19 protein-coding genes are annotated in these 19,411 nt (G+C 42.4%); 17 read left to right on the plus strand and 2 right to left on the minus strand.

Features of this window, described 5'->3' with window-relative positions:
• Positions 1 to 57 precede the first annotated feature (57 nt).
• Positions 58 to 1,311, minus strand: coding sequence for a tyrosine--tRNA ligase (tyrS, locus tag AC1EKL_RS06030; RefSeq protein WP_480188886.1), 1,254 nt, complete (start codon positions 1,309 to 1,311; stop codon positions 58 to 60).
• Positions 1,312 to 1,887: 576 nt separating this feature from the next.
• On the opposite strand from tyrS, the gene AC1EKL_RS06035 reads away from it, so the two are divergent.
• From AC1EKL_RS06035 to AC1EKL_RS06115, 17 genes are all read left to right on the plus strand, one after another.
• Complete coding sequence (locus AC1EKL_RS06035) at positions 1,888 to 3,243, plus strand: amino acid permease (RefSeq protein ID WP_480188887.1); 1,356 nt, start codon at positions 1,888 to 1,890, stop codon at positions 3,241 to 3,243.
• A gap of 391 nt (positions 3,244 to 3,634) precedes the next feature.
• The gene (locus AC1EKL_RS06040; RefSeq protein WP_006917549.1) at positions 3,635 to 4,834 is read left to right on the plus strand and encodes a NupC/NupG family nucleoside CNT transporter; all 1,200 of its coding nucleotides are present in this window, start codon (positions 3,635 to 3,637) and stop codon (positions 4,832 to 4,834) included.
• A 74-nt stretch (positions 4,835 to 4,908) separates the two neighbouring features.
• Entirely contained in the window at positions 4,909 to 5,829 is a 921-nt protein-coding gene (rihC, locus tag AC1EKL_RS06045; protein WP_480188888.1) for a ribonucleoside hydrolase RihC, read from the plus strand.
• Positions 5,830 to 5,942: 113 nt separating this feature from the next.
• On the plus strand, positions 5,943 to 6,671 hold the full coding sequence (rsmG, locus tag AC1EKL_RS06050) for a 16S rRNA (guanine(527)-N(7))-methyltransferase RsmG (RefSeq protein WP_480188889.1): 729 nt from the start codon (positions 5,943 to 5,945) through the stop codon (positions 6,669 to 6,671).
• A 24-nt stretch (positions 6,672 to 6,695) separates the two neighbouring features.
• Entirely contained in the window at positions 6,696 to 7,616 is a 921-nt protein-coding gene (locus AC1EKL_RS06055; protein ID WP_480188890.1) for a nucleoid occlusion protein, read from the plus strand.
• A gap of 20 nt (positions 7,617 to 7,636) precedes the next feature.
• Positions 7,637 to 8,407, plus strand: coding sequence for a ParA family protein (locus tag AC1EKL_RS06060; RefSeq protein WP_480188891.1), 771 nt, complete (start codon positions 7,637 to 7,639; stop codon positions 8,405 to 8,407).
• Positions 8,394 to 9,287: a ParB/RepB/Spo0J family partition protein gene (locus tag AC1EKL_RS06065; RefSeq protein WP_480188892.1), complete on the plus strand. Its 894-nt coding sequence runs from the start codon at positions 8,394 to 8,396 to the stop codon at positions 9,285 to 9,287. Before AC1EKL_RS06060 ends, AC1EKL_RS06065 begins: the two co-directional genes overlap by 14 nt.
• Positions 9,288 to 9,303: 16 nt before the next feature.
• Complete coding sequence (locus tag AC1EKL_RS06070) at positions 9,304 to 9,501, plus strand: DUF951 domain-containing protein (protein ID WP_006917556.1); 198 nt, start codon at positions 9,304 to 9,306, stop codon at positions 9,499 to 9,501.
• Between the two features lie 20 nt (positions 9,502 to 9,521).
• Complete coding sequence (gene ychF, locus AC1EKL_RS06075; protein ID WP_480189981.1) at positions 9,522 to 10,619, plus strand: redox-regulated ATPase YchF; 1,098 nt, start codon at positions 9,522 to 9,524, stop codon at positions 10,617 to 10,619.
• A gap of 35 nt (positions 10,620 to 10,654) precedes the next feature.
• Positions 10,655 to 11,431: a DUF1129 domain-containing protein gene (locus AC1EKL_RS06080; protein ID WP_480190241.1), complete on the plus strand. Its 777-nt coding sequence runs from the start codon at positions 10,655 to 10,657 to the stop codon at positions 11,429 to 11,431.
• Positions 11,432 to 11,519: 88 nt separating this feature from the next.
• Complete coding sequence (guaB, locus tag AC1EKL_RS06085) at positions 11,520 to 12,662, plus strand: IMP dehydrogenase (protein ID WP_006917559.1); 1,143 nt, start codon at positions 11,520 to 11,522, stop codon at positions 12,660 to 12,662.
• A gap of 157 nt (positions 12,663 to 12,819) precedes the next feature.
• Positions 12,820 to 13,509, plus strand: coding sequence for a response regulator transcription factor CroR (croR, locus tag AC1EKL_RS06090; RefSeq protein ID WP_040456265.1), 690 nt, complete (start codon positions 12,820 to 12,822; stop codon positions 13,507 to 13,509).
• A gap of 98 nt (positions 13,510 to 13,607) precedes the next feature.
• Complete coding sequence (locus AC1EKL_RS06095) at positions 13,608 to 14,762, plus strand: sensor histidine kinase (protein WP_480188896.1); 1,155 nt, start codon at positions 13,608 to 13,610, stop codon at positions 14,760 to 14,762.
• Positions 14,746 to 15,951: a D-alanyl-D-alanine carboxypeptidase family protein gene (locus tag AC1EKL_RS06100; RefSeq protein WP_480188897.1), complete on the plus strand. Its 1,206-nt coding sequence runs from the start codon at positions 14,746 to 14,748 to the stop codon at positions 15,949 to 15,951. Before AC1EKL_RS06095 ends, AC1EKL_RS06100 begins: the two co-directional genes overlap by 17 nt.
• Positions 15,952 to 16,166: 215 nt before the next feature.
• The gene (locus tag AC1EKL_RS06105) at positions 16,167 to 16,955 is read left to right on the plus strand and encodes an AzlC family ABC transporter permease (protein ID WP_480190246.1); all 789 of its coding nucleotides are present in this window, start codon (positions 16,167 to 16,169) and stop codon (positions 16,953 to 16,955) included.
• On the plus strand, positions 16,955 to 17,374 hold the full coding sequence (locus AC1EKL_RS06110) for an AzlD domain-containing protein (protein WP_480188898.1): 420 nt from the start codon (positions 16,955 to 16,957) through the stop codon (positions 17,372 to 17,374). The genes AC1EKL_RS06105 and AC1EKL_RS06110 overlap by 1 nt, the downstream gene beginning before the upstream one ends.
• Positions 17,375 to 17,432: 58 nt before the next feature.
• Complete coding sequence (locus tag AC1EKL_RS06115; protein ID WP_480190242.1) at positions 17,433 to 17,975, plus strand: RBBP9/YdeN family alpha/beta hydrolase; 543 nt, start codon at positions 17,433 to 17,435, stop codon at positions 17,973 to 17,975.
• 197 nt (positions 17,976 to 18,172) lie between these two features.
• On the opposite strand, the gene AC1EKL_RS06120 is transcribed toward AC1EKL_RS06115, so the two are convergent.
• Complete coding sequence (locus AC1EKL_RS06120; RefSeq protein WP_480188900.1) at positions 18,173 to 19,354, minus strand: class I SAM-dependent methyltransferase; 1,182 nt, start codon at positions 19,352 to 19,354, stop codon at positions 18,173 to 18,175.
• Positions 19,355 to 19,411 lie beyond the last annotated feature (57 nt).

A 19,411-nucleotide genomic window follows, 5' to 3' on the forward strand; every position in this document is an offset into this window, starting at 1 on the left:
TATTACCACGTCATTGAATTACTTAAATTGTAACTGATTTAAAAAATCTTGCAACCCTTACTTTGTAACTTTGGCTAAAGTGTAGTGCTTCTTACCACGGCGGACAACGACGTACTTACCATCAAAATGATCTGCCGGATTAATTTCAGCATCAATATCTGTGACTTTTTCACCATTAACGGTAATTGCCCCGTTCTTAACATCTTCACGGGCCTGCCGCTTGGAAGGCTCAATTTCGGTATTGACCAGCCAATCCACAATGTTAACTACATCTGCTGAGATGTCGACCGATGGGGCAGACTTGAAGGCTTGCTCGATATCTTCGGTAGTCAAATCTTTAATATCACCCTTGAATAACAGTTGAGAAATTTCTTCAGCGTGCTTGGTAGCAGCTTCGCCGTGGACAAAAGTAGTGACTTCCCGTGCCAAGGTCCGTTGTGCTTCTCGTTTCCAAGGTTCCTTTTCAACCTTTTCAGCCAAGTCGTTAATTTGATCTTGATCGAGGAAAGTGAAGTACTTAAGGTATTTCACAACGTCGCGATCATCTTGGTTCAGCCAGAATTGGTAGAATTCGTACGGTGACGTCTTCTTCGGATCTAGCCATACTGCACCACCCGCAGTCTTACCGAACTTTGTACCGTCGGCCTTGAGCATCAGTGGGATTGTTAGTCCGAAGACCTTGGTTTCTGGTCCTTCCACCTTATGAATTAAGTCAATTCCTGAGGTGATGTTACCCCATTGGTCGGAACCACCGATTTGAAGTTGGACATCATTGTTGCGGTAAAGGTGGAGGAAGTCAACCGCTTGAAGAATTTGGTAGGTAAATTCAGTGAAGGAAATTCCGTTATCCAGCCGACTAGCAACGACTTCCTTATTCAACATCGTATTAACATTGAAGAGTTTACCGTAATCACGGAGGAACTCAATCATCGAAATCTTGGAAAGCCACGTGTAATTATCCACAATGGTAAAGTTTTCGGTCCCAAATAATTTTTTCATTTGTTCAGTGAGGGCCTTTTTGTTGTGTTCCAATTGTGATTCGGTTTGCAGGGTTCGTTCGGTCTTTCGTCCAGAAGGATCCCCAATCGCACCAGTACCGCCACCGATAATGATTACCGGGTGGTGACCAGCGAGTTGGAATCGTTTCAGCATCATGAATGGAATTAAGTGTCCAATATGGAGACTATCGCCTGTTGGGTCCGTCCCACAGTACAAACTGATTTGTTTTTCATTCGTTAATTCGCGGAGGCCGTCTTCATCAGTAACTTGATTCACGGCACCGCGCCATTTTAGTTCATCAACAATGTTCATCTAGAATCCCTCCATTTGTTAGTAACAACGAAAAAACGTCCCAAGACACTCAAGTCTTGGGACGAAGTGAACCGTGGTACCACCCATTTTCGTACGTTACGTACCTTAATTAACACTATTAAAAAGATTGGTGATTAATGATGTTCAGCTGTAATTCGTAAATCTCTTATGCATTAGCTTCCACATCACCGCTAATTCTCTGCGCCAGGGAAGAGATTCCTACTAGGACTGTTAATCAACCGTTGATTGCATTAAACAATGAATTAACTTAAAAGTCAAGGTAGATAAATCGAATTTTTTCGAATGAAACCGATTTAATGTTCGGAAACGTGTTGACAGGCTATGAGATTTAAGTATAATGATCATTAACTTTTAATAAGAGCGACCAACAGAGAGACTAATCTGAGCTGAAAGTTAGTCGTCGTTCATGGCATTAATTCACGCGTGAAATGGGTGGTTCCATTATTGACCGAGAGGTAAGTCCAAATGACTTATAAAGATGGGTGGAACCGCGTTGACAAACGTCCCTGGTATTTGTAGTACCAGGGACGTTTTTTTGTGAAAGGAGATTGAAAGATGGATGAACAACAAGAACAAAAATTATCACGTTCACTAAAAAGTCGTCATATCACGATGATTGCGATTGGTGGTGCGATTGGGACCGGACTCTTCTTGGGATCCGGGAGTGCCATTAAAGCCGCCGGGCCGTCAATTATTTTGACATATTTGATTGTCGGAATCTTCTGTTTCTTTATGATGCGCGCCCTTGGTGAGCTTTTGCTCGCCGATACTAGTAAACATTCCTTTATCGATTCAGTGAAGGAATATCTTGGTGATCGGATGGAATTTATTGCTGGTTGGACGTATTGGTCGTGTTGGCTCAGTCTTGCGATGGCGGATTTAACCGCGACCGGGATTTACTTAAAGTACTGGTTTCCTAATTTACCGCAGTGGATTGGTCCACTCGTCATTATTATTTTGCTGATGTTGGTTAACATGGTAAACGTTGGGTTATTTGGTGAACTTGAATCCTGGTTTTCCACGATTAAGGTTTTAGCGATTGTCGCACTAATTGTTGTTGGTTTAGTGATGGTGATTTTACAGACACCAACGAAGGCAGGACACGCTAGTTTAGTTAACCTAGTAAGCCATGGTGGATTCTTCCCGAAGGGGCCGATTGGTTTCTTGATGTCGTTTCAAATGGTTGTCTTTGCCTTTGTTGGAATTGAAATGGTTGGTTTAACCGCTGGGGAAACAAAAAACCCAGAGGCGGATATTCCAAAGGCAATTAATACCCTGCCAGTTCGGATTGGGTTGTTCTATATTGGTTCAATGCTCGCAATTATGGTCTACCCTTGGACAGATATTAAGACAAGCTCAAGCCCGTTTGTTCAAGTCTTTGCGGGAATTGGGGTGACAAGTGCCGCCGCAATTTTAAACTTTGTGGTACTGACTGCTGCAATGTCAGCCACTAATAGTGCCATCTTCTCAACTAGTCGCTCGTTGTACTCACTGGCTGCTGGTGGGAATGCGCCAGCTCGTTTCCAAAAATTGAGTGCTAAGGCAGTACCAAACCAGGCGCTGCAATTCTCTTCACTAATCCTATTTGTGGTGGTGATTTTAAACTATGTGATGCCTGCGGGAATTTTCGAATTGATTTCCGGAGTATCAACCATTAACTTCATTTTTGTATGGCTCTTTATTCTGTGGTGCCACATTAAGTACCGACAAGCTCATCCAAAGGGAGTAGCTGGGTTCTCAATGCCGGGATTCCCAGTAACGGATTGGTTAACCATTATTTTCTTTGTTGCGGTCTTGATTATTTTGCTCTTTATTCCAGCAACGCGCCCGGCATTATTTGTTTCGGTACTGTTCTTTATTTGTCTCTTTATTGGATATACGTTTGTGGAGCGGTCACGACAACATAAATAAGTCATAGCGCTTTCATTACCGTAATGAGCGGATTTAATTGCTATTTTAATTCATGAGAATTATAATAAAGATGTGGAAAGATCAGTACCGTTGCCTGATAACAACCTGTAAATAACAGGAATCACTCTTACCCCCACATCACATCAACTAAATAAGGTCAAAAGACTAGTTGTCGAATTATTTCGGGATCGTTTGACCCCCTTAGAACACTAATTTAAGTTACTTAATTGAAATACAGTTTTAAAATTGGAACAATGAAGTACGCAACGGCAGAAATCGCTTTACACGGTGTCAAACGTCAGGTATAGTTATTACAAAGTCGATTGCAAAATTTATGTAATTAGACTCGCTGTGCAATTATTCGATTTCTATACAGAAAGGTGCTGACATAATGTATCTTGCGATTAATATCGTTGGACTATTAGTTTTCTTGCTAATTGGGTTCCTTTTCTCCAAGGACAAGAAAAACATTAATTGGAAAGCCATTGCAGTGATGGTGGTCATCAACATCATCCTGGCAGCCTTCTTGATTGGCTCGCCTGTTGGTCGGCGGGGTGTTCAAGCTGCTGCTGATGGCTTTGTTTGGCTAGTAGACGCTTCAGCTAAGGGGACCACTTTTGCGCTTGGTTCCTGGTATAATGCCAAGAATTTGAACTTTATTTGTTCTGCGCTGATGCCAATCCTGATGGTTGTTCCATTGTTCGATATTTTAACCTACATCGGTTTTCTGCCATGGATAATTAAATGGATCGGCCGAGGCTTGTCATTTATTACCGGTCAACCTAAGTTTGAATCATTCTTCGCAGTTGAAATGATGTTCTTAGGGAACACCGAAGTATTGGCCGTTTCCGAATTGCAATTGCGGAAGATGTCCAAGGCACGGAACTTAACGATTGCCATGATGTCAATGTCATGTATTACCGCAGCAATGGTTGGTTCATATGTGGAAATGATGCCTGGTCGTTACATTTTAACGGCAATTCCGATTAACATCATTAACTCACTAATTGCCACTAGTTTGATGAACCCAGTGAAGGTTGATCCGGCTGAGGATACGATTGTGACAGTTAACGACACGGATGCTAAAAAGGAACCATTCTTTAGTTTCTTGGGTGACTCAATTTTGGGCGCCGGTAAGCTGATTTTAATTATCATTGCTAACGTGGTTGCGTTCGTTGCTTTGGCCGCATTGATTGATAAGATTTTAGGTCTCTTTTGGAAGCCACTTTCACTAGAAAGCATCTTAGGGGTCATCATGTTCCCATTCTCCTGGTTAATGGGATTGAATGTCCACGATGCATGGATTCTTTCCCAAAATATGGGGATGAAGTTGATTACCAACGAATTTGTTGTCATGGGAAGCATGACGAATAAGATCGCTCATTTCGATCCGCACTTCCAAGCGGTCCTGACAACGTTTGTAACTTCATTCGCTAACTTCGGGACGCTTGGAATGATCATTGGTGCCTTTAAGGGATTAGTTGATAAAGATACGAACAACTATATTGCGCGCAACATTGGTTACTTAGTCCTTTCAGGAATTTTGGTCTCTCTGTTGTCAGCCGCAATGGTTGGTTTATTCGTTTGGTAATTAAAAATGATTGATTGGAGGCTGGCGGGAACGACAGTCTCCTTTTGTTACTTAATAAGAAAGGATGCCGGAAAATGACTACGAAAATTATTATGGACACAGATCCAGGAATTGATGACGCAGCTGCTTTGACGATGGCAATTAATAATCCAGAAATTGATTTAAAATTAGTGACTGCAGTTGCCGGGAATGTCAAAGTTGATAAAACAACGGCGAACGCACTTAAGATTGTGCATTTCTTTGGGAAGAATGATACTATTCCCGTGGCTGCTGGTGCGGCTGAACCATTAATCAAACCATTTGAAGACGCTGCCCGGATTCACGGTGAGTCTGGAATGGAAGGGTACGACTTTGGTGATGATTACGGTCAACCAATTGCTAAATCAGCAGTACAGGCGCTTCGTGATACAATCATGGCTGAAGACGAGATTACTTTAGTACCAACTGGTTCATACACTAACATTGCGTTGCTTTTCAAGGAATACCCTGAAGTAAAGAGTCATATTAAGCAAATCGTGGCAATGGGGGGTTCCCTTTCTGGTGGAAATATGACGAGTGTGGCTGAATTTAATGTCTTTACCGACCCGGACGCGGCGCGGATTATGTATAATTCTGGCATTCCAATTGTGATGGTTGGTTTGGATGTAACATTGAAAGCATTACTGACAGATGACAGTCTCAATCAGCTTAAAGATATGAATGAAACTGGTAAGATGCTGTATGGTTTAATCAGTCACTATAATGATGTCAGCGGTGGTGCCAAAGGACGGCCAATGCATGACGTCAATACGATTTTCTACTTATTGCATCCTGAGGCCTTTACTACTAAGGATTTATGGATTGACGTCCAAACTAGCGGCCCAGCAATAGGGGCAACGGTCGGTGACATTCGTGGGGCATACCATGATGGCAAAACTAACGCCAAGGCGTGCGTTGATATTGATGCCGACTTCTTTAACCAATGGTTCTTAGCACAAGTTGCTAAAATGAAGTAAAGCCAATTGAAACAATGAATTAGCTCCCGTGAATGCTTGAAACGGGGGCTTTTTTAAGGTAAAGTAAAAAGGTAACGTGAAACAATTTCGTGTTTCACGGAAAGGACGGTAGAATGACTCCAGAAGAATTTCGTCAAGCATTAGCTAACCAAGGGATTCAATTGACTGATCATCAAATGGATCAATTCGCTCAGTATTATCAAGATTTAGTAGCTACCAATCAGGTCGTTAATTTAACCCGCATTACAGATGAAAAAGATGTTTACTTGAAACACTTTTATGACTCCATTACCGGTAGTTTTGCGCTGCCAGCATTACGGACTGAAAGCCTAAGTTTATGTGATATTGGAGCAGGAGCTGGTTTCCCATCATTACCATTGAAGATTGCGTTCCCCAAATTAAAGGTAACGATTGTTGATTCATTGAACAAACGGATTAACTTTTTACAAGAATTAGTTGCTCGTCTCAATCTGGATAACGTGACGTTAGTTCACTCAAGAGCGGAAGATTTTAGTAAAAAGGGCAGCACCCATCGGGAAAGTTTTGATGTGGTGACAGCACGTGCCGTTGCGCGCTTATCCGTACTTAGTGAGTTGTGCTTACCCGCTGCCAAAGTGGGTGGAGTTTTCCTTGCATATAAGGCCCAAGCAGCCGCGGATGAGTTGAGCTCAGCGACACGAGCAATTACTAAGTTGGGTGGTCAAAAGCGGAATGTTTACTCATTAGAATTGCCAACTAAACCAGAGCCAGAGGAACGAAATTTATTAATTATTGATAAACTAACCGCAACGCCTCAGCAATATCCGCGACGAGCGGGAACACCTGCGAAAAAACCATTATAGTTATTAAAATGAGGGAGAATAAGTATGGCATTTTCAATTTTTGGCATTGGTAAGAATCATCACGATACAAAAAATGAAGTGGTAGAGATTCCGTTAGATCAAATTGAACCCAACCGTTATCAACCACGGCAGGTTTTTGATGAAGAAGGAATTCAGGAGTTAGCGGCAACGATTGATGCACATGGTTTACTCCAGCCAATTATTCTTCGTGAATATGAACCAGCAAAATATGAAATTATCGCTGGTGAACGACGCTTTCGGGCAATGAAGTTATTGCAATGGGAAAAAGCGCCGGCAATTGTGGAAAAGATGAACGATCACGAGACTGCATCGTTAGCCTTGATTGAAAATCTACAACGATCTGAATTAAGTTCAGTGGAAGAGGCGCAAGCCTATGAAAAGTTGATGGACTTGAATCATTTGACGCAGGCGAAGTTAGCTAAGGGCGTCGGGAAGAGTCAATCCGCAGTGGCTAATAAGCTGCGGCTACTGAAGTTGATCGTTCCAGTTCAAAATGCCATTCTGGATGGGTTAATTACCGAGCGTCATGGTCGGGCACTTTTAAATCTTAATGATGATCAGCAACGTAAGATGTTGATGCGGATCGTGAACGAAAAATTGAACGTTCGGCAAACGGAAGATGAAGTGGCCCGCCTCCAAGGAAAGCCGTTGCCGTCTGAAGTGGAAGCTCAAAAAGAGCAGGAACGACTTGCAAACGAAGAAAATGTCAAGGTTAAGCAACCAAAGAAACGGTCTGTTAAGCATAAGACTGCCAAAAAAGACTCTCCAGCTCCTAAAATTAAGATCAGTGATCCACGAATTGCCATGAATACCATTAAGGAATCCGTGAAAATGATTAATGATAGCGGATTAGATGCTGAATTGTCCGAGCAAACCTTAAAAAATGCTTATAAGATAACCATTAAAATTCCAAAGCAAAAGTAATAACGAAAGGAGCTGACACGATGGGAACAGTAATCGCACTGGCTAATCAAAAAGGTGGGGTTGGTAAAACCACCACCAGTGTCAACCTGGGGGCCTGTTTGGCGGATGCTGGCAAGCGGGTTTTGCTCATTGATTTAGACCCACAAGGTAACGCCACCAGTGGACTGGGCATTGATAAAAAGAAGATTGAGCAGAGTGTCTATGATGTACTAATTAATGATGTGGAATTGAGCGCGGTCATTCAGCCAAGCAGTCATCAGGGATTAGATATTGCACCAACGACAATCGAACTATCAGGTGCAGAAGTTGAGTTAACTTCTATGATGGCTCGGGAGACCCGGTTAAAGGATGGGTTTGCTGACGTTCAGGATCAATATGATTATATTTTAATTGATTGCCCGCCTTCGCTGGGATTACTAACGATTAATGCCTTTACAGCTGCCAATTCCATTTTGATTCCAGTTCAGAGTGAATATTATGCTTTGGAGGGCTTGAGTCAATTAATCAATACGATTCAGCTGGTTCGGAAACATTTCAATAAGGACCTTAAGATAGAGGGAGTTTTATTGACGATGTTTGATAAACGCACTAACCTTGGTCAAGAAGTCAATGCGGAAGTAAAAAATTTTTTTGGCTCCCAAGTATATGAGACTGTTATTCCACGGAATGTTCGTTTATCAGAGGCGCCCAGTCATGGCCTGGCCATCATTGATTACGATAAACGGTCAACGGGTGCCAAGGTTTACCAACAATTAGCAAAGGAAGTGTTGGCTGCTCATGACGAAAAATAAGAAGATGGGACTGGGACGGGGCATTGAAGCCCTGTTTGAGGATAACAATTTAGAAGAAGCGCAGACGGGCGAGAATGTTGTGGATCTCAAACTATCAGCAATTCGCCCTAATCCGTACCAGCCTCGCCGCATTTTTGACCAAAAGGCGTTAAAGGAATTAGCTAAATCGATTAGTGAATCTGGAGTTTTTCAGCCAATCATTGTGCGCCAGCCAGATTCGCAAATCGAGCGGTACGAAATTATCGCTGGTGAACGGCGTTATCGGGCTTCTAAATTAGCTAAGCAGACAACGATTCCTGCCATTGTCCGGGACTTTGATGATGAACGGATGATGGAAGTTGCGGTCTTGGAAAATCTGCAACGGGAAGATTTGACCCCACTAGAAGAGGCGCAAGCTTACCAAACATTAATGGATAAGTTGATGCTTACCCAGGCAGAAGTTGCCAAGCGGCTTGGTAAAAGTCGGCCGTACATCGCCAATTATTTACGTTTGTTGAGCCTTCCTGAAAGTGTCAAACAGTCCTTACAAGCCGGTGAACTTTCTATGGGTCAGGCACGGACACTACTGGGCCTTAAAGATAAGCAGAAGGTGGCAGCGGTCGCTAGGAAGGCCATTACTAACCGGATGACGGTTCGTCAATTGGAAGATTTAGTGGCTTCAATGAATAATGATCATGGTCATAAGAACCACAAAAAGAAGGTTCAGCATCGGAAGTCACCATACTTGCGGGAAGCTGAAAATGAGCTGCAAAGTAAGTTCGGAACCAAAGTGGCGGTGGCCCCATCAGCAAAAAAGAATACTGGAAAGATTGAAATTCCGTATACTTCTGCTGATGATTTAACTAGGATTTTGGAATTACTCGGGATTTCGTTTGATTAGGACAGGAGTGATCATAATGGAAGATTACGCACTAAACGACATTGTAATGATGAAGAAACAGCACCCGTGTGGTACGAATCGCTGGCAAATTATTCGTGTTGGTGCGGATATTAAAATTCAATGTACGGGTTGTGGGCACATCGTGATGATGAGTCGTTATAACTTTGACAAACGAATGAAGAAAGTTCTCGAAAAAGCAGACCAAGAAAATTAAAAAAGGAACGTGAAAAGAAAATGTCATTAACTGCAGGGATTGTTGGATTACCAAACGTGGGGAAGTCCACACTGTTTAACGCGATTACGAAGGCTGGTGCCGAAATGGCAAACTACCCATTTGCTACGATTGATCCGAATGTTGGGATGGTCGAAGTTCCGGATCCACGTTTGAACCGAATTAACGAATTGATTCCCGCTAAAAAGATCGTCCCAACCACCTTTGAATTCACGGATATCGCCGGAATTGTTAAAGGGGCTTCCAAAGGGGAAGGTCTTGGGAACAAGTTTTTGGAAAATATTCGCCAAACTGATGCTATCGTGCACGTTGTTCGGGCATTTGATGATAACGACATTACCAGTGTTACGGGTAAGGTTGACCCAATTGAAGATATTGACACCATCAATCTGGAATTAATTATGGCTGACTTGGAGTCTGTCAATAATCGGCTCAGTAAGGTACAACGAGCAGCCAAGGGTCGTGACAAGGATGCTCTGGCAGAATTAGCAGTTTTGAATAAGATTAAGCCGGTGCTCGAAGATGGCAAGAGTGCACGGACAATTGATTTTTCTGATGATGAGCAAAAGATTGTTAAGGGACTATTCTTACTAACGACCAAGCCAGTACTTTATGTTGCCAACATTGCGGAAGAAGATATGGCTGATCCAGACAGTAACAAGTACATGGATGCCATCAAGGAACACGTGGCTGGTGAAGGTGAAGTCATCGGTGTCGCAGCCGCTGCTGAAGAATCAATTGCCGAAATGGACGATGACGAAAAGGCTGACTTCCTGGAAATGGAAGGGGTCAAAGAACCTGGCTTAAACCGGTTGATTCGCGCGGCTTATAAGCTATTGGGCCTCGAAACGTTCTTTACTGCCGGGGGTCCAGAAACCCGTGCGTGGACTTACCGGAAGGGAACTAAAGCTCCACAGGCGGCAGGAATTATCCACTCAGACTTCGAACGTGGTTTTATTCGGGCTGAAGTAATGAGTTTTAGTGATTTAGACGAACTTGGTTCTGCAGCGAAGGTTAAAGAAGCTGGTAAACTACGTCTTGAAGGTAAAGATTACGTGATGCAGGATGGCGATATTGTTGAATTCCGTTTCAACGTTTAATTGAGGAATTCGACAGCATAGAGAGGAGTAACACTGTGAGCGAACAACCACGGAATGCCGCTGCTGGTCAACGGCAGAAGCAATATATTAAAGAAAATAATAAAGAAGCGGGCAAGACCTTTAGCGAATATGGTTTAACCCGTAAAAATGAAGAGTTTGTTTACCAACTTAATAAGCAATTAGCTGCAAAGGGAATTGCTGCTGATAAAAAGAGCGAATACCTGGATGACACAATTAATAAGCTGCAGACAGGACAAAAGAAGGGGCAAACTGCAAAAGCAATGTTTGGCACCCCAACCGCTTATGCAGAGGAATTGACGAATCCCAAAAATAAGGAAGCAACGGTTCAAGGAACGAGCAACTTTGGGCTCTTGGCGTTAGATAATGGAATGATGTTCTTTGCCATCTTCTCCTTTATGTTTGGTTTAATTGCATTCATGAATCCGGGCTCACTCAGCCCGAATGGTCATTACGGAAGTTCGGGATTAACTGCAATTCTGATTGTAGCAATTGCTGGAGGCTTGCTCTTCGGTTACATTGCAAATATTATGGCGCCATATAAGGATAAGAAGACCGGCAAGGTTGTTCAACGGAGTCTGTGGGCACGGATCGGGATGATTGTCTTGGCCTTTGCAATCTGGATTGGTATTTACACGTTGACTGCTTTACTGCCGAATAGCATTAACCCGCAAACTAACAAGTGGGTATACATTATTCTAGGGATTGTTGTCTTTGGGGCTGACTTATACTTACGGACGCGGTTCCACATCGTGAATAACGTTTTTGCGGGTCAGCCACGAAATCGCCGGTAAATTATAAATTCTAAAAATTTATCCTTGACCTGAAATGAATTTCCTAGTAGGTTAAGTACTAACAAAATTTACAAGGGAGTGTCGATTGATGGCAAATTGGGATACAAAGTTCGCAAAAAAAGGGTTAACGTTCGATGATGTTCTCTTGATTCCAGCAGAGAGTCACGTTTTACCAAACGAAGTTGACCTGAGCGTTCAATTAGCCAAGAATATTAAGTTAAACGTACCGTTCATTAGTGCCGGAATGGATACTGTAACGGAAAGCTCAATGGCAATTGCGATGGCCTTGCAAGGTGGGATGGGAGTTGTTCATAAGAACATGTCCATTCAAGCCCAAGCGGGTGAAGTTGCCACGGTTAAAGGAGTTTCTTTGGCTGGTAATTTTGAAAAAGCTGCTACGGATGATCAAAACCGGTTGCTGGTTGCTGCTGCTGTTGGGGTCACTTCCGATACTTTTGAGCGTGCGGAAGCCCTACTGAAGGCGGGCGCTGACGCCATTGTGATTGACACTGCTCACGGACATTCCGCAGGTGTTTTACGTAAGATTGCAGAAATTCGTGATCACTTCCCAGACGTTACGTTAATTGCGGGGAATGTAGCTACTGCTGAAGGAACTAAGGCCCTCTTTGATGCAGGGGTCGATGTTGTGAAAGTTGGAATTGGACCTGGTTCTATTTGTACGACTCGGGTAGTTGCTGGTGTTGGAGTTCCACAAATTACCGCAATTTATGATGCAGCTTCTGTAGCTCGTGAATATGGCAAGACCATTATTGCGGACGGTGGAATTAAGTATTCTGGGGACATTGTGAAAGCGTTGGCTGCTGGTGGTAATGCTGTTATGCTTGGTTCCATGTTCTCGGGGACAACTGAAGCACCTGGTGAAGTTTTCGAAGATCACGGTAAGAAGTATAAGGCTTACCGGGGAATGGGTTCTGTTGGGGCAATGGCCCAGTCCCATGGCTCATCCGATCGTTACTTCCAAGGTGGCGTGAATGAGGCTAACAAACTAGTCCCAGAAGGAATTGAAGCCCGGGTTGAATATAAGGGTGATGTCGCCGACATTATTTTCCAAATGGTCGGTGGTTTACGTTCTGGAATGGGTTACTGTGGTGCTGGTGACATCCAAACTTTGATTGACAATGCCCAATTTGTTCAAATTACCAATGCTGGTTTACGGGAATCACATCCTCATGATGTACAAATTACGAAGGCAGCACCAAACTACAAATAATTAAATGGGATAATCGAAAAACAGGATTCGTAGAATGCGGATCCTGTTTTTCAGTTTGAAGTTAAATAAATATTTAAGGCCATCGGAGAATTGAGAATTATTAGGTTAAACAGTGTATAATTATCTCAGTTATATTCTCGTAAAAGGAGGAGCGACGATGAAAATTTTAGTTGTTGACGATGATAAGGAAATCGTTCAGTTACTAGAAATCTACGTACGGAATGAAGGCTATGAACCAGTTTCAGCTTATAACGGTAAGGACGCCTTAACTAAATTAAATACTACTCCTGATATTGGATTGGTTATTTTAGATTTAATGATGCCAGAAATGGACGGCATGGAAGTTATTAAACGAATTCGGAAGGATTCTTCGATTCCAATTTTAGTATTGTCAGCTAAGACCGCTGATATGGACAAGATTCAGGGGTTAATTACTGGGGCGGATGATTATGTCACCAAACCATTCAACCCGCTTGAAGTCATGGCGCGGGTTCGCTCATTGCTACGGCGGAGCGAGGGTCAAATGACCAATGATCAGCCAGACATCCTCAATGTTGGTCCACTCCAAATTAATAAGGATTCGCATGAAGTAAAGACCATTAATGGTGATTTAATTCAATTAACGGCGTTAGAGTTTGGGATTTTATACTTACTAGCTTCTCATCCCAACCGGGTTTTCTCAGCTGACGATATTTTTGAACGGGTTTGGCAACAAGAATCGGTTGTCTCTGCCAAGACCGTAATGGTCCACGTTAGCCACCTGCGCGACAAAATTGAGGCGGCCACGGGCGGTGAAAAGGTTATTGAAACTGTTTGGGGTGTTGGCTATAAAGTTGAAGCACATTAGTATTAATTTAAGACTGGGTTAACCCCAGTCTTTTTAATTGGTAAACCATTGAAAAATGCTATAATAAAGCGTGAATTTAAAAAAGCGGGGAAAATACTTTGAAATTAACGGCACGGGAAAAAGGCGCCCTCTTTTTTGAGGGGATTATCACGGTGGTTTTATTAATCTTAATTAATTTAGCCTTAATCGTGATCATTCAAGATGTGATTCAAGATAATCCAGGAGTCGCCAGCGGAATTTTTATTATAAAAAAATCGTTAAAGATCGGACCATTTCAAGCGCAGATTTGGTCGTATCAACGAATCGTCATTGGGCTCTTTATTGTAATTGATATTTTTGTTGTGTGGTGGCGATTACTTCGGCGTTATCATCAATATCAAATTAACCATATTATTAAAGAACTGCATTACATTGCGCAGGGCCATTTAGATCATCGAATTCCTTTCCGCTTAAAGGGACGAACGCAACACGTTGTAACCAGTGTAAATGCACTTGTAGATAGTGCGGTTCAATCCATGAATGATGAACGGCAAATTGAAAAGTCGAAAGATGAACTAATTACCAACGTTAGTCATGATTTGCGAACGCCATTAACGAGCATCATTGGATACTTACGCTTAATTGAAGACAAGCAATATCATTCTGAAGAGGATATTCTTAAGTATTCGCACATTGCCTATGAAAAAGCTAAGCAAATGAAGAATATGGTGGAAGACCTATTTGAATATACAAAGGTCCAGCAACATGGGGCTCCGGTTAATTTTATGCCAGTTGACTTGGGACAACTGCTGGAACAAGTTTGTGCCAGCTTCGAATTAGAAGGGGAAAATCGCGGAATTGAAGTCAGTTCGCAAACAACTCCCACACCATTAGTGATTGATGGTGATCCCGAAAAACTAGGACGGGTCTTTAGTAATTTAGTGGCCAACGGAATTAAGTATGGTCATGGGGCTAGTTATATCCGTTTGGATGCCATTCAACACGGCGATCAAGTCACCGTAACGGTCGCCAATGATGGTGAGCGAATTCCCGCAGATTCCCTGAGTCACCTGTTTGAACGGTTCTATCGGGTGGAAGCTTCTCGTTCGAAGGCAACGGGAGGAACTGGATTGGGTCTGGCAATCGTGAAAAGTGTGGTTGACCTGCACCATGGTAATGTTGAAGTTCAATCCAATGATAATCAGACGGCGTTTATTGTGACGTTGCCAACTAAACAAGAAAAATCAGGAGCATCGAATGATGAAACACATTAAACAAGTGCTAGTTAGTTTCGTGATCATCTTGGTGACCGTTTGTGGAGCCTGTTTTAATCAACTACCAATTGCGCATGCGGCGACGGTGGATGCCCATGCGGCTTTTGCGGTTGATGCGCAGACTGGCCAGGTTTTATATAACCATAATGGCGATCAGCGATTAGCAGTGGCATCAATGAGTAAGTTACTAACGGTTGCCGTAATTGAAAATGAAATTAGTTCTGGAAAATTAAAGTGGTCAACAAAGGTTAAAATCACGCCGGCAGAAGCTAAGCTGTCAACTGCCAGTGGCTATTCGAACGTTCCTTTGAAAGCTGGCAAGCAATACACAGTTAAACAGTTAACACAAGCGGCCTTGATTAAGTCTGGTGATGCAGCAACCATTGCATTAACACGGGCCCAAGGGCGCAATACGCAGCAATTTGTCCAGCAAATGGGGGCAATGGCTAAACGAATTGGCTTGAGTAACTACCGTCTTTATAACGGTGTCGGTTTAGAAAATGGTGATATGGCCAGTTTTAAGTTACCAAAGACTGCAAAAACCGCGGAAAATCAAATGACTGCTCGGGATGTTGCTAAGGTTGCTCGGTATTTAATTCAAAATTATTCAACAGTGCTGAAAATCACTAAACAACGAACGTTACACTGGGACGGCAAAGATTATCCGAATAGTAATGAATTATTGCCTGGTAATGCGGCTGCCCCACAAAAGGTTAAAGTTGATGGCCTCAAAACGGGAACTTCTGATAAAGCTGGTCAGTGCCTAGTTTCCACCGGGACTTACCAGGGGCACCGAATTATTACTGTTGTAATGCATGCTAATAATCGTTTCAGCCAAACAAAAGCCCTTTATGAAGAAGTCTTTGCCAATTGGCAACCAGTAACGGAGAAGCAACGACAAACCGTGAGTGTTAGTCATGGACAACGAAAAAATGTTCAAGTCGAAACTAAACATGCGGTGACGGTTTGGCAGCCGCAACATCAACCGGTAAAGGCCCGATTTATCGCAGATGCTCATGTGAAGGATGGGCAGAAGATTAAGGCGCCTCTAAAAAAGAATACCCGAGTTGGTAAATTACGGTACCGTAAATTGACGAATATCAATAATCAACCGCTGCAATTTGGGGTATACCCAACAAATGAGGTTAAGCGGGCAGGCTTATTTGGCTGGTTTGCGAGTCTCTTTTAAAGATTTCCTTAGTAATTAATTTAATGTAAGTGGTTGCATTGATATTAAGTTAAATTTAAATATGATAAACTAATAGGGAATGTGTGTGTTTGGCATGCATGGTCAATCACAATGTAAAATTTGACTTCATTATCTTGGAGGATTGTTCATTGCAACAAAAAGCCCATCAAATTAATCCAGAAAAACAACCTTGGCTGGAAAATCTTGGAATTGCAATGCCATTATGTTTGAGTTACCTCCCAATTGGGGTTGCCTGCGGGATTCTGATTCATGCTGCTGGGATGAACTTTTTACTAATTTTATTAGTATCCATAATGGTTTTTTCTGGTGGTGCGCAATTTATTTTGGCATCATTGTTAGTATTAGATGCACCAGTTTCAAGTATTTTTATGACTTTATTTTTCCTTGAATTGCGGTATGCGCTGTTAGGGTCTAGTTTGTCGAAATACTTCCGTAACGAGTCACAACGGATGGTATTATTATTTTCGGCTTCAATGAATGATGAAAACTATGCCGTTAACTACCTTAAATTTGCGACCGATAAAAATTGGTCCACTCGTGATGCATTAATGGTTGAACATTATTCATTGATCTCATGGGCAAGCGGAAACTTGATTGGTGGATTAATCGGAAGTGCGGTCTCAATTGATTTAACAATTGTTGACTTTGCCTTGACAGCATTGTTTATTTACATGATAGTGATGCAAATTCAAAACAACATTACCTTTTTGATCTGTTTGCTCTCGGTTGTAACGTCATTTTTCTTCCTGTTGCTTACCCGCAATACCATTGGAATCATTCTCTCAACACTGGTCACTTCATTAATTGGGTTTGCAATTGAAAATCGGGTCCGGAAGTATGCTCAGCACCCAGACAAAACGTGGATTTTGGGTAAAATTAAGCGACCGCGGATTACCAAAACCACGGTGGAAGATATGGAAGGGGACAATGCTCCCGATGAAGAACAACAACTCAATTCCGAATTACATGATGGAGATAAATAATGGTTAGTTTAAGCAATAGTCTAGTATTAGCTTCGCTAGTACCTAGTCATCACAATTTGACATACCACCTGATCGTCATTGTCCTTTCGGCATTAGCGGCGTTTATTCCTCGGTACTTTCCGATGCGGTTCTTTACTAACCGTAAAATTCCGGAATGGTTTAACGAATGGATGAAGTACGTTCCCGTCAGTTTATTTACGGCATTGGTGGTTAAAGGGATTTTTGTTGATTCCAAATACCATTTAATTGTGGACAAGCTTCACCTCTTTGGCAATACGATTATAGTATATGGCCTCGCGAGTTATTTAATCGCTGCAGTTTGTGTTGGCTTGGTAGCATACTTTACACGTTCCATGCTTTCGTCGGTAATTGTAGGTTTAGGAGTAGTATGGTTATTGTCGATCACGATTGGCGTTTAATAAGATTTTTAGCTGGGGATGACTCCAGCTTTTTTCGTATGGAGAGGATGGCTTGAAAATGAAAAAAGTATATTTGATTCATGGAACATCAACTCGGGATGATGACTGGTTCCCGTGGTTAGAACAGGCGGTATCACCAGCAATTCAATTAGAGCGGTTGTGGTTACCAGAACCTTTTAACCCAGATGTTCAGGCGTGGGATCGGGCAATTGATGATCAGATTACCAAGGACGATGATTTAACGATTGTTGCCCATAGCCTAGGATGTATTGCTGCACTGCGCTTTATACAACGTCAGTCACTGCATAATGTCCGGTTAATTTTGGTGGGGGGGGCGTTCGCACAGCCACTACCTAGTTATCCAGAATTAGACGATTTTATGAAACCAGCGATTGATTTAAAAAAGTTACAGGACAAAGTTAGTCAAGCGGTGGTTATTACGGCACAAAACGACCCAATTGCTCCATACCAGTACAGCGTAGCAGTAGCTAATCAATTGGGAGCAAAGTTAATTTTGCGGCCAACTGGTGGGCACTTTTTAACGGCGGATGGCTTTCGTGAATTTCCGTTAGTGAAGACAGAACTAGAAAAGATGGTATAAAGAAATTCAAATCGGTCGATATACAAAAAGGGAGCGTGACAGAAGTCATTTATGACTTCGTTTTCACGCCCCCGCAAGCACAAATAGGCCTCCAGAGTTCGGCTTTGCCGAGCACTGGAGGCCATTTGTGTACTGCGCTGTTCGCTTTTTATTAAAGTAATCGGGTTTGTGTCACAGCCCCTTTTTAATTATTGTGATTACTTTTCATTGAGCATGTAGTCACGAGTCATTGGTAGGTTCTTTCCAGAAGCACCCTTCGTAATCAGGTATTGGATAACATCAATGTTGCCAGATTCAAATGAAGCGGCACAGGCTTGTAGGTATAAGTCCCACATCCGCGTGAACCGGTCGCCCATCATTTGGGTGATTTGGTCACGATGTGCATTGAAGTTTTGATCCCAAATCTCTAGTGTGCGTTGGTAGTGACGACGAAGCATTTCAATATCCGCAATTTGCAGATGGTTTTCTTCAATATGATCAACCATTTCTGCTAATCCAGGAACATAGCCACCTGGGAAAATGTACTTATTGATCCAACCGTTATAAGCACCACCTTGCTGACGGGTAATTCCGTGAATTAAGGCGACCCCGTCATCAGCTAAGTACTTAGCCACGTCTTTAAAGCAAATGCCTAGATTTTCTTTTTCAACGTGTTCAAACATCCCAACGGAAGTGATGTAATCCCATTGCCGATCACCTAATTCACGGTAGTCAATGAGCTTTACTTCTGCGACGTTGCTAAGCCCTTCATCATTGATCTTCTTTTGGACAAGTTGATATTGTTCTTCACTCAACGTTACCCCAGTGACCTTCAAACCATATTCTTTGGCTGCCGTAAGCATTAATGTTCCCCAACCACAACCAATATCCAGGAGGTTTTTACCTGGTTTTGGATCTAATTTTTGCAAAATGTGGTGGACCTTGGCAATTTGAGCTGCTTTGAGGTCATCATGATTACCATTGGTGAAGTAAGCACAGGAGTAAGTTAAGGTGTCATCCAGCCAGAGACGGTAGAAATCATTTCCCACGTCATAATGGCTTTGAACATCATCTTCGCTTTGCTTTTCGCTGTGGCCTTGCTTAGGCAAGAATTTCCGGAACTTTGAACTCCGCATGAAGCTATCAGCACTTTCGTAAGCAGATTCAATTAATTTTTGAATGCTGCCATCGATCTCAATTTTGTGATCCATATAAGCTTCACCAAGAGCAATGGAGGCGTTCCGCGTAATTTCTCGAATTGGGATTTTTTCCTTAAACGTGATGGTAACTTCCGGTTCACCATCACCATAGGTAACGCTCTTACCATCCCAGAAGACGATTTTAACTGGAATCGTGAATGAGCGACTTAAGAGTTGTTTGTAGAACGTCTTTTCTAACATGTGTGGGTTTCCTTCTTTCTTATATTAAACAAGTAACTATTATACACTTTGAAAATC

The sequence above is a fragment of the Limosilactobacillus sp. C0001E2 genome, assembly GCF_056590915.1.

Bases quoted from the DNA above. Each gene is read 5' to 3' on its own strand.
- AC1EKL_RS06035 (WP_480188887.1), top strand. From the start codon at position 1,888: ATGGATGAACAACAAGAACAAAAATTATCACGTTCACTAAAAAGTCGT.
- AC1EKL_RS06115 (WP_480190242.1), top strand. From the start codon at position 17,433: ATGAAAAAAGTATATTTGATTCATGGAACATCAACTCGGGATGATGAC.
- ychF (WP_480189981.1), top strand. From the start codon at position 9,522: ATGTCATTAACTGCAGGGATTGTTGGATTACCAAACGTGGGGAAGTCC.
- AC1EKL_RS06060 (WP_480188891.1), top strand. From the start codon at position 7,637: ATGGGAACAGTAATCGCACTGGCTAATCAAAAAGGTGGGGTTGGTAAA.
- croR (WP_040456265.1), top strand. From the start codon at position 12,820: ATGAAAATTTTAGTTGTTGACGATGATAAGGAAATCGTTCAGTTACTA.
- AC1EKL_RS06070 (WP_006917556.1), top strand. From the start codon at position 9,304: ATGGAAGATTACGCACTAAACGACATTGTAATGATGAAGAAACAGCAC.
- AC1EKL_RS06110 (WP_480188898.1), top strand. From the start codon at position 16,955: ATGGTTAGTTTAAGCAATAGTCTAGTATTAGCTTCGCTAGTACCTAGT.
- AC1EKL_RS06105 (WP_480190246.1), top strand. From the start codon at position 16,167: ATGCCATTATGTTTGAGTTACCTCCCAATTGGGGTTGCCTGCGGGATT.
- guaB (WP_006917559.1), top strand. From the start codon at position 11,520: ATGGCAAATTGGGATACAAAGTTCGCAAAAAAAGGGTTAACGTTCGAT.
- AC1EKL_RS06055 (WP_480188890.1), top strand. From the start codon at position 6,696: ATGGCATTTTCAATTTTTGGCATTGGTAAGAATCATCACGATACAAAA.
- AC1EKL_RS06120 (WP_480188900.1), bottom strand. From the start codon at position 19,354: ATGTTAGAAAAGACGTTCTACAAACAACTCTTAAGTCGCTCATTCACG.
- tyrS (WP_480188886.1), bottom strand. From the start codon at position 1,311: ATGAACATTGTTGATGAACTAAAATGGCGCGGTGCCGTGAATCAAGTT.
- AC1EKL_RS06100 (WP_480188897.1), top strand. From the start codon at position 14,746: ATGATGAAACACATTAAACAAGTGCTAGTTAGTTTCGTGATCATCTTG.
- AC1EKL_RS06040 (WP_006917549.1), top strand. From the start codon at position 3,635: ATGTATCTTGCGATTAATATCGTTGGACTATTAGTTTTCTTGCTAATT.
- rihC (WP_480188888.1), top strand. From the start codon at position 4,909: ATGACTACGAAAATTATTATGGACACAGATCCAGGAATTGATGACGCA.
- rsmG (WP_480188889.1), top strand. From the start codon at position 5,943: ATGACTCCAGAAGAATTTCGTCAAGCATTAGCTAACCAAGGGATTCAA.
- AC1EKL_RS06065 (WP_480188892.1), top strand. From the start codon at position 8,394: ATGACGAAAAATAAGAAGATGGGACTGGGACGGGGCATTGAAGCCCTG.